9 protein-coding genes and 1 pseudogene are annotated in these 12,301 nt (G+C 43.0%); 6 read left to right on the top strand and 4 right to left on the bottom strand.

Annotation, left to right across the window (positions count from 1 at the left end):
* A pseudogene (locus H6F92_RS13935) lies at positions 1–563 on the bottom strand (IS701-like element ISMae34 family transposase); the annotation flags it as partial.
* Between the two features lie 427 nt (positions 564–990).
* On the bottom strand, positions 991–1,683 hold the full coding sequence (locus tag H6F92_RS13930) for a class I SAM-dependent methyltransferase (RefSeq protein WP_190358393.1): 693 nt from the start codon (positions 1,681–1,683) through the stop codon (positions 991–993).
* A gap of 522 nt (positions 1,684–2,205) precedes the next feature.
* On the opposite strand from H6F92_RS13930, the gene H6F92_RS13925 reads away from it, so the two are divergent.
* The 6 genes from H6F92_RS13925 (at position 2,206) to H6F92_RS13900 (ending at position 11,578) form a co-directional block, all read left to right on the top strand.
* Entirely contained in the window at positions 2,206–3,150 is a 945-nt protein-coding gene (locus tag H6F92_RS13925; RefSeq protein ID WP_242030136.1) for a glycosyltransferase family 2 protein, read from the top strand.
* A 427-nt stretch (positions 3,151–3,577) separates the two neighbouring features.
* On the top strand, positions 3,578–5,341 hold the full coding sequence (locus H6F92_RS13920) for a hypothetical protein (RefSeq protein ID WP_190358391.1): 1,764 nt from the start codon (positions 3,578–3,580) through the stop codon (positions 5,339–5,341).
* 278 nt (positions 5,342–5,619) lie between these two features.
* Complete coding sequence (locus H6F92_RS13915; RefSeq protein ID WP_190358390.1) at positions 5,620–5,802, top strand: hypothetical protein; 183 nt, start codon at positions 5,620–5,622, stop codon at positions 5,800–5,802.
* A 342-nt stretch (positions 5,803–6,144) separates the two neighbouring features.
* On the top strand, positions 6,145–10,749 hold the full coding sequence (gene gltB, locus H6F92_RS13910; protein ID WP_190358389.1) for a glutamate synthase large subunit: 4,605 nt from the start codon (positions 6,145–6,147) through the stop codon (positions 10,747–10,749).
* A 68-nt stretch (positions 10,750–10,817) separates the two neighbouring features.
* Positions 10,818–11,150: a type II toxin-antitoxin system Phd/YefM family antitoxin gene (locus H6F92_RS13905; RefSeq protein ID WP_190358388.1), complete on the top strand. Its 333-nt coding sequence runs from the start codon at positions 10,818–10,820 to the stop codon at positions 11,148–11,150.
* A 179-nt stretch (positions 11,151–11,329) separates the two neighbouring features.
* Complete coding sequence (locus tag H6F92_RS13900) at positions 11,330–11,578, top strand: DNA cytosine methyltransferase (protein WP_190358387.1); 249 nt, start codon at positions 11,330–11,332, stop codon at positions 11,576–11,578.
* On the opposite strand, the gene H6F92_RS13895 is transcribed toward H6F92_RS13900, so the two are convergent.
* On the bottom strand, positions 11,536–11,736 hold the full coding sequence (locus H6F92_RS13895) for a type II toxin-antitoxin system Phd/YefM family antitoxin (RefSeq protein ID WP_190358386.1): 201 nt from the start codon (positions 11,734–11,736) through the stop codon (positions 11,536–11,538). The two genes, H6F92_RS13900 and H6F92_RS13895, sit on opposite strands and share 43 nt — an antisense overlap.
* A gap of 15 nt (positions 11,737–11,751) precedes the next feature.
* A complete protein-coding gene (locus tag H6F92_RS13890) occupies positions 11,752–11,931 on the bottom strand; it encodes a type II toxin-antitoxin system RelE family toxin (protein ID WP_223213090.1) in 180 nt (59 codons plus the stop codon).
* Positions 11,932–12,301 lie beyond the last annotated feature (370 nt).

Here is a 12,301-nt window from a genome sequence, read left to right as displayed (position 1 = left end):
CGATAGCCTCTGCTTAAGCTCCGGTCAATTAAATCTATCGCTATCTCCGGTTTCTTCTTAAATTCTTTGTCTTCTTTCCCCTCGGCTAAGGAACTAGCCGGTTGATAAATTTCAATGTCTAGGGGGACACTTTTTTTGCCGTCGTAGAGATGAGTAGTGACGGCGACTATTCCGTTGTCTGTCTTGCCAATTTCTCCCAAGTACTGCCTGCCAACTCCGGCGGTCAGATTGCCACTTTTTCGATGTCCTGAGTCATCGACAATCAGGGAAAATCCTCGGGGGATTTGCGTCTGGCGGCATTGGTTCATCACTTGCAACCGACATTCATTCACCTGACGGTCTGACCAAGGAGATTCGGTCAAAAAGTGATGTAATCGGTTATAAACTACTCCGACGGCATTATTGGCCATTTGAGTGAGGTTTTTCCTCTCACTTTCCCCTAATAATCCTCCTAAATATTGTCTGAAGCCGTTTTTTTGCGCTTCGTTTTTGAAGCAATTGTCAAACCGCCGACACCATCGGTCAAAGCATGGGGGCATCGCGGCTGGGGTTGTCTCTTTCATCGCTGCTCTTTCAACGTAAAGTGCTTATTCTTTAACGATTATACTCTATTATACTCTTGTTGATCGTTTAAGTCCCACTAGGTTTTAAAAATCCCACAAAAGAAGATTCGTATCTCAAATCAGCAACGCCATTTTCTGTTTGTGGCCAGGAATAGATTTGTGGTTTTAGGACTGACAGCCTTAGTTAGGGTTTGCGGCAAAAAGTTTTTCCTGGGGGCAGGGTGTGACCCCCCCAACCCCCCCGACATCGGGGGGGGTGTGGGGTGTGGGGTGTGGGGTTTTACCAGTTTTGAGGTGGCCAATTACCTAATTTTCAGGGAAAAAGTACCTAAATTTCCCCCCGATCACTCCCATATCCAGTACTTTTTGATTGACAAAAGGTCTAAAAGTCTTACCCAACAAGGTTTTTAGATTTATTCAGCAAGCCTTAGTTAACTAAAACGCAGAGATTAGACACTAAGCCCAGAAATTTCGGCTTATACCAGTGGAGAGTAACTTTTAAACCATTAATTCGGGCAGCTTGTTCAATAATACGGGCAAATTCATCTTCCGCAAGCAAGCGCAGATTTTTTTCACTAGCCCAAAACTTCATCCCAATTAAGTTTAAGACAGCGCGATGCCAACTTCTCGGCAGCCAGTGCAAGAGGGGTAAGCGCGTATGAAATTCTAGCCAGTGGTAGCGGTTAGGAGTGGTAATAAATAAGCGGGGACATAATCGCAGCAGGCTGCTGACGTATTCAATCTGCGATTGTTCATTGCCGACGTGTTCGATAACCGCCGATGAGATGATATAGTCAATTCCTTCTACTTGGGAAGGTGTGGGAGGCCAATCAAGGACAAGTAATCCGGGGAAAAATGCCGCTAAATGGCTAATTTCTTCAGGAGAACAGGCATAAACCTTAGCATCATCTTCCAGCAACCAGCGGATAAAGCAGTTACTCGCTTGTCTGGTGGTTTCCGGTGTGGAACCATGGTCTAAAAATTTTTTTCCCCTCACACCATCCACGGCATTCTCTAAAAAATCATACATTTTGCGGCGCATTTGCAGGGTGGTCTTGCCGTGAAGTTTCGCCAGGGGGCGGTTTTTGCCAAAATAATCGATGCCTAATTTTTCTGCCATAAATCTATTCCTTAATTTTTTTTGAAGGACTTGACAACTGTTCAATATACACTGATATACTTGTGGCGTAGGAAAAGTACTGAGCAGTTGAGGACTTGTTCTACCCCCACTGATCAAGTAAATCAGTACAGAAACTGCTGAGCGGTTGACTCCTTGACAACTGTTCAGCATAAATTGAATATACTAGCTGGACACAGACAGAAAGTTCTAAGGGGTTGAGAAAAAGTTTTTCTTGACGGCCTCTGACCTTCGACGAAATATGATTATGTACCTAAGCAAAATTAATTACACATCTAAGCCGCTACTCTGTCAGATGTCGGCTTTATTTCGTTAGAACGCTTTTTATGTCTGTCACCAGTCAACAGTGATCAGTAATCAGTGAAAAGACAGTCAGACCAATGATAACTGATGGCTGTCGACCTTCGACCGTCTCGACTAGGAAATTGATTTTACACGGTTACTTATGGTTAACTCTGACGAGGATATCTCTGAAGAAACCAATCATAATGAGCGGATAAACTAATGAAAATTGATCTAGAAATAATGGAAAGCCGTACAAAATTGGAGAGTCAATTATCGCCAAGTTCAGCAAGAAAGAAGGGCAGTGCTGCTTTTTCTATTGTCATTCCCGTCTATAATGAGGAAAAGGGTATTACTCCGACTTTAGAACTTCTCCAAGAACAACTAAAACTCTCTAATTGTACCTATGAGATTGTGGTGGTTAATGATGGTTCTAAGGATCGAACGGGTGAAATCTTGCGAGAACTTCAGGAATTGATCACATTTAGGGTAATCGAACATCCCAGAAATCGTGGCTATGGTGCGGCGCTAAAAACGGGAATTAGACAGGCTAAATATGGGGCAATCGTGATTACGGATGGGGATGGAACCTATCCTAACGAAAGAATTCCCCAATTAGTTGCCCTGCTAGAGAAGGCCGATATGGTGGTCGGGGCGCGCACTGGTGCTAATGTCGTTTATCCAACAATTCGCAAAATTCCTAAGTGGTTTCTTATCCGTTTTGCCGAATGGATTACCAATAGTCGCATTCTGGATCTTAATAGTGGCTTACGGGTTTTTCGTAAGAGCGTGGTAGAGAGATTTTTTACTATCTTACCCGATACTTTTAGTTTTACCACTACGATTACCCTAGCCATGTTAACTAATGGTTATTTAGTCCATTATGAACCGATTGACTATTTTGCTCGCCAAGGCAAGAGTAAAATTAAGCCTATCCGCGATACTTTGCGCTTTGTCCAGTTAATCCTCAGGGTGGGAATGTATTTTGCACCACTTCGGGTTTTTCTACCGATTTCTGGGTTTTTCTTCCTTTGGTTTTTATTGACCTTAATTCAAGATCTTGTTGTTTATCAAGATCTCACAGAAAGAACTATACTGCTATTAATAGCGACAACCCAAACAGGAATGTTTGCTCTTTTAGCAGACATGATTGATAAACGAACTTGATAATAAATATCGGGATAGTCAGCATTTTTTGTAACAATTTGGAGAGGTAAGCTAAAACGCACTTAAACCACCTAAAATAGAAATAGTAACTTGAGAAAAATCCTACTTATGCCAGCCAAAGATTTCCTAGACTTCGCCAATTCAGACTTGAATTGGCGAATGAACTATTGGTTAAGTCCAAAAACTATAATAAGTAAAGGTATAGTAGAAATTAAGCGTCAAGTCGTGTGGAAAATTTTTCCAATTATTTTGACTTTAATTTGTTTAATTAAACTATTCTTAACGAGAACCAGTGAAATAGTGGCTTCTCCCACTGATACTCACTACAGGCGAAATAAACACCCCAGTAACTCAACACAGTATTGCTTGTTAAAATCGCACTTTGTTTGAGAGAATTTTAACCTGTTATCCCAATCTAAAAAACATTATGCTAATTTCTTTTATCCATAGATGGTTAACTGGCCCCACCGAAAAATTCTTCAGGGCCAGAAATTTATTTTGGTTCAGTTTAAGTTTAATTTTTGCAATAATTAACATTATTGTTTTGGTAAAAGCTGGTTTTAATAGTGAATATGCTATCGAAGGAGATGCCAGATTTCATGTAACTTGGCTATTGCGTTTTTGGCAATCATCTCTATTCCCTCAAGATTTTATAGGTGACTACTTTTTATCATCTCTACCAGCCGGCTATACTGCACTTTATCGTACCTTTGCTAGTCTAGGAATCAACCCCATCCTTTTGAGTAAATTGTTGCCTATCCCCTTGCTTTTGCTGACAACAAGCTATGGCTTTGTTTTAGCACGACAGTTGTTACCTGTGCCAGCAGTGGGATTTATTTTTACCGTTTTACTCAATCAAAAAATTACCGGGGTCTTACTGTCTGGTAGTACACCAAGAGCTTTTGGTCCTTTACTATTTTTAGCATTTTTATACTATCTGCTACGCCGCTCTTTCTGGCCTTGCTTAGTGACTATTGTCCTGCAAGGTTTATTTTATCCACCCTATCTTCTTGTAAGTGGTGGAATTTTAGTTTTAAGATTATTAAGTTGGCGAAAAGGATGGCCGCATCCGTCCCTAGAGCCAAGTAATTTTCTTTTATGCGGTGCAGGATTAGTTGTCACTTTTTTGGTGCTTTTACCCTATGTTTTGAGTTCTTCCGAATATGGACCAATGATTACGGTCGCACAGGCTAAAAGTTTGCCACAGTTTCAGACCAGAGGTTCAGTAGTGTTTTTTGGTCAAAACTGGTGGAATTACTGGTTTGCTAGTAGAAATAGTCGCAGTAGTTTACAACTTAATTGGCTTTTTTCTAGTCAAATTTTATTCTTAGGCTTATTCTTACCGATTTTACTACGCTATCCATCTCGTTTTCCTTTAGCCAATCGGGTTACTTCTGCCACTACAATTCTGAGCCAAATCATTTTTGTATCTTTATTTCTATTCTTTTTAGCCCATGCCTTGCTATTCAAGCTTTATCTTCCCAGTCGCTATGCCCACTCACTTTTGTATGTTATTTGTCTGGCTAGTGCCATGACTTTAATTATAGTTGTAGATGCTTTTATTTGCTTCCTAGAAAAATGGGTATCTCAGGGTAATAATAAAAACCAAAAACTCCAGAATAAAAAACAAATATTAGCTCAGGTAATTGTATTACTCCTAGCCATAATTTTTCTACTCTATCCCAGTCGTTTTTTAAATCTCACCTCTACTCATCGTTATGTTTATGGAATGGAAAAAGAACTATATCAGTTTTTGGCACAACAACCAAAAGATATACTAATTGCTTCCCTGTCCAACGAAGCATCTAATTTACCAAGCTTTGCCCAACGTTCAGTTTTAGCTGCCCCCAAATTTGATGTTCCTTATGAGCTAGGCTATTACAATCAGTTTCGTTCACGAGTAACTGATTCTATTAACTCTCAATATAGCGATAATTTAGAAGTAGTCAAAACTTTTATCAATAAGTATGGAATAGATTTTTGGTTATTAGACAAGGGATCTTTAACTTCTGATTATGTTCGTAACAATTCTTGGCTAAAACAGTTTCAGCCTGCCACCGAAGAAGCTTTACAAAAGTTAGAACAAGGTTCTGTTCCTGTCCTTACTAATCTCAAGGAACAATGCACGGTTTTTGAGAATGAAAAATTGCTGTTATTGGAAGCAAAATGTATTCTTCAATCTTCTTTGTGATTCAGGACTATTGCGTTCTAAATGCTATGATATCTATTGAAGTAAAGGCAAATAAAATAAATGACTGAAATAGCTATTACAGCGTTTCTCAGATTGTGCTTCACCTTGACGAGAAAGGCTGTATTAGGGGTTTTGAAGGAGTGCCAGATTACAGGCGAAATAAACATAGCAGGAACTCAACAAAGTTAGGCTTGCCCTTATTTATAGTCGATATTACTTGTCAAAATCGCACTTGGTTTGAGAGAATTTTAACCTGTCATTCCAATCTAAAAAACATCATGCTAATTTCTTTTCTCCATAGATGGTTAACTGCCCCCACCGAAAAACTCTTCAGTTCCATAAATTTATCGGGAATTTCTCCAGGACGTATTGCCAGAGTTACAGGTGTAAGTTGGCCGTGGTTACAAAATTACGTCAACGATAAATTGGTGGCTGTTCCCCGTCAAGTAAAGGTTTGTTGAAAAATCAAAAGGCCAATTAATTATAGGGTGTGATGAATGTGGTCTTTGGTTTATTGTAAGAAGATAAGGTTGTGCATTTGGCTGGCAATTGATAGAACAGGGAAATTAGATGTTTCACCCCCATCCAGGGGATTTTCGATGACAATTCCTAAGAGCTACTATATCATGGTAGATCACCTGTGATTCCTCAGACTGGCCAAGATAAAGACGGCAACAGGCAAAAATTAGGAAAAATCAGCGACAATCGAAACGGCAAGATCAAAAAAAATTCTATTCTAGATTGACCCTTTCAGCAGACCAACTATCCCACCCTTCTAGACAACGACCCTAAGGATAACTTCTATGGCGCAACAAAATAACCTAAAAACCGACAATATACACCAAATCGATCCCTATTGGGGTCCCCCATGGCTCGTAGAGGAACGGGACGCTTGCGGAGTCGGTTTTATGGCCGATGTGCGCGGTTCTGGCAGCCATCAACTGATTGAACAGGCCCTTTTAGCCTTAGCTTGTTTGGAACACCGGGGAGGCTGCAGCGCCGATCAGGATTCCGGTGACGGTTCCGGTATGATGACCGCTATCCCCAGAGATGTCCTCGCTCCTTGGTTCGCCGAAAATGGCTTAAATATGCCAGAATCTGAGCGACTAGGGGTGGGTATGGTCTTTCTTCCCCAAGCGGCCCAAGAACGCGCCGACGCTAAAGCACACATCGAAGAAATTGTCAATAAATATAATATTAAGATTTTAGGTTGGCGCGCTGTTCCCGTCCGTCCCGAAGTCCTCGGAAGACAAGCAAGGGAAAATCAACCCTACGTCGAGCAAATTCTGGTTACTTCCCCCGATTTAGCCGGTTCTCAATTCGATCGCCTACTCTATATTGCCCGTTCTGAAGTCGGTAAGCAACTGGCCGATGATTTCTATTTCTGTTCCTTTTCCTGTCGCACCATTGTCTATAAAGGCATGGTACGGGGCGAAATCCTGCGAGAATTCTATCTAGACCTGCAAAATCCCGCCTATAGCAGTCAATTCGCTATTTATCACCGACGTTTTAGCACCAATACCCAACCGAAATGGCCCCTCGCTCAACCGATGCGCTTATTGGGTCATAACGGCGAAATTAACACCCTTTTGGGCAATATTAACTGGATGTCGGCCCGGGAACCCGCTTTAGAAACGGAAGGTTGGACCCACGAAGAATTACAATCCCTGACCCCGATTGTTAACCCCGCTAACAGCGACTCCTATAACCTCGATAGCGCCCTAGAATTATTGGTGAGAACCGGTCGCAGTCCCCTAGAAGCGGCTATGATCCTAGTGCCGGAGGCCTACAATAATCAGCCGGATTTACAGAATTATCCCGAAATTATCGACTTCTACGAATACTATAGCGGTTTACAGGAACCCTGGGACGGTCCGGCTTTACTGGTCTTCAGTGACGGGGGAATCGTCGGCGCTTGTTTGGATCGCAACGGTTTGCGACCGGCCCGTTATAGCATTACTAACAACGGTTATATCGTCGTTTCCTCGGAAGCGGGAACTATTCCCCTCGATGAAACCACCATTATGGAAAAAGGTCGTCTCGGCCCCGGTCAAATGCTCGCAGTGGACCTAGAAAAAGGCGAAATTAAGCGTAATTGGCCGATTAAACAGGAAATTGCTGGAGCTAATCCCTACGGTGAATGGGTTAAATCCCAACGCACCTTTATTGACAAAGAAACAGCGATCGACATTCCCGCTCCCAGCAATCTCCTTCCCCTGCAAACCGCTTTCGGTTATACTGCCGAAGATGTGGATATGATTATCGTTCCCATGGCAGAACAGGGAAAAGAACCGACTTTCTGTATGGGTGATGACACTCCCCTAGCGGTCCTCTCCAGTAAACCCCATCTTCTCTACGATTACTTTAAACAACGTTTTGCCCAAGTTACTAACCCCCCCATCGATCCCTTACGCGAAAGTTTAGTCATGTCCTTGACTATGTATCTGGGACGACGGGGTAATATCCTTAAATTAGGGGTTGATGACGCACATTTACTGAAATTAGACTCTCCCCTGCTCAATAATGCGGAATTAGCCACAGTTAAAACCTCTAGCTACAAAACAGCCGAACTTTCTACCCTTTATGATCTGACCACCGGCCCCCGGGGATTAGAAACCGCGATCGCTAATTTGTGTGCTGAGGCCGCCAAGAAAGTAGCATCGGGAGCGGAAATTTTAATTCTCAGTGACAGGACTGCTCCTATTGACGAAAAAACTAGCTATATTCCCCCCTTATTAGCCGTTGGTGCCGTCCATCATCACCTGATTCGCTCACACTTGCGTTTAAAAGCTTCGATCGTTATCGACACGGCCCAATGTTGGAGTACCCATCACTTCGCTTGTCTAATTGGTTATGGCGCTTCCGCAGTCTGTCCCTATCTGGCCCTAGAAACGATCGCCCAGTGGTGGATCGAGCCAAAAACCCAGAAATTGATGGAAAACGGCAAATTAGAAGCTATTAGTCTCGAAAAAGCCCTAATTAATTACCGCAAATCCGTAGAAGCAGGATTACTGAAAATCCTCTCGAAAATGGGCATTTCTCTCCTATCTTCCTACCATGGGGCGCAAATTTTCGAGGCGATCGGATTATCGGCAGATTTAGTTAAACTAGCTTTTAACGGTACTACCAGTCGCGTCGGGGGTTTAAGCATTGCTGAGGTGGCCCAAGAAGCGATCGCATTCCACAGCAAAGCTTTTCCCAATCTTACCGCTAAAAAACTAGAAAACTACGGTTTTGTCAACTACCGTCCGGGGGGAGAATACCACATGAATTCCCCGGAAATGGCGAAAGCACTCCATAAAGCCGTGGCTGCTCACTCCCAGGGTCAAGGATACGACCATTACGAAACCTATCGTCAAATCTTGCAGGAAAGACCCGTTACTGCTTTACGCGATCTATTAGAATTTAATAGCGATCGAGCCTCAATTCCCCTCGAAGCAGTAGAATCGATCGAAAGTATCCTGCAACGCTTCTGCACAGGGGGAATGTCCCTCGGTGCCTTGGGCCGGGAAGCACACGAAACCCTAGCGATCGCCATGAATCGTATCGGAGGTAAGTCCAATTCCGGAGAAGGGGGAGAAGATCCGATCCGCTACACCAGCTTAAGCGATGTGGATGCCGAGGGACATTCCGTGACCATGCCTCACCTAAACGGCTTAAAAAACGGTGATACAGCCAATTCTGCCATTAAACAGATAGCTTCGGGTCGTTTTGGAGTCACTCCCGAATACTTAATGAGTGGAAAACAGCTAGAGATTAAAATGGCCCAGGGAGCAAAACCGGGAGAAGGAGGTCAATTACCGGGGAAAAAAGTCAGTCCCTATATTGCCATGTTACGGCGATCAAAACCGGGTGTTACCTTGATTTCTCCCCCTCCTCACCACGATATCTACTCGATCGAAGATTTAGCACAATTAATCTACGATTTACACCAAATTAACCCCCGGGCCAAAGTTTCCGTCAAATTAGTGGCCGAGATCGGTATCGGCACAATTGCGGCCGGAGTTGCCAAAGCTAACGCTGATATTATCCAGATTTCTGGCCACGATGGTGGTACAGGTGCATCACCCCTAAGTTCGATCAAACACGCGGGTAGTCCCTGGGAATTGGGAGTGACGGAAGTGCATCGGATGTTAATGGAAAATCAACTGCGTCATCGGGTGATTTTGCGCGCAGATGGAGGACTAAAAACCGGTTGGGATATCCTCATGGCTGCTCTCATGGGTGCGGAGGAATTCGGTTTTGGTTCCATTTCCATGATTGCCGAGGGGTGCATCATGGCCCGCGTCTGTCACACGAATAATTGCCCTGTGGGAGTCGCTACCCAGCAGGAACGTCTGCGAGCTCGTTTTCCAGGAATTCCCGCTCATGTGGTCAATTTCTTTACTTTGGTGGCTGAGGAAACGCGGCAATTATTGGCGAAATTAGGCTATCACAGTTTAAATGAGGTGATTGGCCGGGCAGATCTGTTAAAAGTGCGCTCCGATGCTCGTTTAACTAAGACAGAATCCCTCAATCTCGATTGTTTATTGAATTTACCCGATGGCCGTGGCGATCGCTCTTGGTTGCAGCACGAGGAAGTACATAGTAACGGTGCTGTTCTCGATGACGATATTCTAGCCGATAGCGAGATTAAACAGGCGATCGAGCAACAGGGAACCGTCAGCAAAACCTACAGGATTGTCAATACCGATCGCTCCGTGGGGGCGAGAATTGCGGGGGTAATTGCCCAAAAATACGGTAATGACGGCTTTGAAGGCGAAATTAAGCTCAATTTCCAGGGTGCGGCCGGTCAAAGTTTCGGAGCATTTAATTTACCCGGTGTCAATCTCCATTTAGAGGGAGAAGCTAACGATTATGTGGGTAAAGGCATCTACGGCGGCGAAATCGTCATCTTACCGCCCCAAAACGCCAATTATCAGCCCGAAGATAACGCTATCATCGGTAATACCTGTCTCTACGGGGCCACCGGTGGGGTGTTATACGCTAATGGTCGCGCTGGTGAACGTTTTGCTGTCCGCAATTCCACTGCGAAAGCAGTTATCGAAGGGGCCGGGGACCACCTCTGTGAATATATGACCGGGGGGGTAATTGTCGTGCTTGGTTCCGTCGGTCGCAACGTCGGCGCCGGGATGACGGGAGGATTAGCTTATATCCTTGATCCGTCCCTACCGGAGAAACTCAACCCCGAAATTGTCAAGATTCAACGGGTTGGCACGGCTGCTGGTGCGGAACAGTTAAAATCTTTAATTGAGGCCCATGTAGAACGCACTAATAGCCCCAAAGGTAAGTTAATTTTAGCTAATTGGGATAGCTATCTCGGTCAATTCTGGCAAGTGGTCCCTCCCTCGGAAGCGGATAGTCCCGAAGCGCAAATTAGCGCGGAGAAAACCTTAACTTCGGTGTAATTTCTTTGGGGTGCGTTACGCTTTGTTAACGCACCCATTGATTAATTTTTTGACTGCGGAGTTGATTAATGGCCATGCTGCCCATCCCCACCACCTATACTAGCTATACCCAAGCACAGGAACATTTTCTTCAGGTTTTAGAACAAGTAGAACTGGGAAACTCGATCGTTATTGTCCAACGTCAGGGTCATCATGATGTGGCCTTGATTGCTGCTGACGAATTATCCGCTTTATTAGAAGAAGTTTATCTTTTGCGCTCTCCAGCTAACGCTCAACGACTTTTTCAGTCCTTAAATTGGTCACAAGAAAGATTATCTCAGACAGCTGCCACCACTTCTCTAGAAGAATTACGTCAAGAATTGGAGACCGAGATTGAGCAAGAAAAAGCCGCAGAATTCTGAACCCGAAATTGTGCGAGTTTTTACTCAATTATCCCTAATCTAGTATCTCCAAATTGATTATATCGGGGCCTATTAATCTTAATTATCTAGACTACAGTTTTTATCGCTGCATAAGTCGGAACATTTGCTAAAATTTAGGATATATTCACTTTGGCTATCTTTGGTGTCATAATTTGGCAATGACAAACGAAAAACTCAGATTTATCGATCTTTTTGCTGGTATTGGAGGATTTAGATTAGCTTTCGAGAGCGTTGGTTATGACTGTGTATATTCTTGTGAAATAGACGAAAACTGTCGAAAAGTAGGAAAACGAGCCAGATTTAGAGATACAAGGGGAACTCTATTTTTTCCCATCTGCGAAATAGTCGAATTAAAGCAAGACAATCAATCAATATTTAGCATCTTCTTAACCTCATCTAGAGAATAAGTTTGACTATCTTTTTCTTCTTCTTTTGCTTGTATTAAATCTTCCAAATCCTCTAAGTCTTCTAAGATTTCTTTAATTTTCATAAACTCCTCATAAGTTAAAACAGCAAATTCTTTTTTGCCATTTTTGATTAAGAATTTAGGATGTAATTCAATCATTGTTTTCTCCTTAATTTAATTGTAGATATTTTGTCTATGTTTAACACGATAAATCACTAAAGTTATTTCTTCAACCTCAAATAGAATTCGATAGTTACCCACCCTTAAGCGATAATTAGGGGTAAAATTCTTTAATTGCTTGACATCTCCTTGTAAATTATCCGTAAACCAGAAGTTTTTTTCTGGTTTACGGATAATGGATTCCAGAAATTTAACCGTTACTTCAAGCTAAGTCTGCTAAAATCCTGATGACCCCCTCACCCAGTCAGCTACTGCCAAGGCTAAGATAATGTTAACGCTCCCCCCCAATTAGGGTTTTTTAGGCGATTGCGTTCCATATTTTCAGAGTTTACGTCAAGGCGATAGCGCTAGAAAAAAGCCACAGGCAATGTATTCCATCCTGCGGACTGATTGACTAGAGCCACATCCGTTTTACTATCACCATTAAAATTACCCGTTAATACCCTGACGTTCGGGTTAGCAGCCCAAGAAGCAAAATCTCCGATAAATTGGTTTGTTACAGAAAAACTCCCATTTCCTTGAGAGAAAGCGACATCAAGAAAAA

Source organism: Microcystis wesenbergii FACHB-1317, from assembly GCF_014696875.1.
GTDB classification, from domain to species: Bacteria; Cyanobacteriota; Cyanobacteriia; order Cyanobacteriales; family Microcystaceae; genus Microcystis; species Microcystis wesenbergii_A.
This window is presented reverse-complemented; position numbering and strand designations above follow the sequence as displayed.

Coding starts and splice junctions, on each gene's coding strand:
- H6F92_RS13930 (WP_190358393.1), bottom strand. CDS start 1,683: ATGGCAGAAAAATTAGGCATCGATTATTTTGGCAAAAACCGCCCCCTG.
- H6F92_RS13925 (WP_242030136.1), top strand. CDS start 2,206: ATGAAAATTGATCTAGAAATAATGGAAAGCCGTACAAAATTGGAGAGT.
- H6F92_RS13920 (WP_190358391.1), top strand. CDS start 3,578: ATGCTAATTTCTTTTATCCATAGATGGTTAACTGGCCCCACCGAAAAA.
- H6F92_RS13915 (WP_190358390.1), top strand. CDS start 5,620: ATGCTAATTTCTTTTCTCCATAGATGGTTAACTGCCCCCACCGAAAAA.
- gltB (WP_190358389.1), top strand. CDS start 6,145: ATGGCGCAACAAAATAACCTAAAAACCGACAATATACACCAAATCGAT.
- H6F92_RS13905 (WP_190358388.1), top strand. CDS start 10,818: ATGGCCATGCTGCCCATCCCCACCACCTATACTAGCTATACCCAAGCA.
- H6F92_RS13900 (WP_190358387.1), top strand. CDS start 11,330: ATGACAAACGAAAAACTCAGATTTATCGATCTTTTTGCTGGTATTGGA.
- H6F92_RS13895 (WP_190358386.1), bottom strand. CDS start 11,736: ATGATTGAATTACATCCTAAATTCTTAATCAAAAATGGCAAAAAAGAA.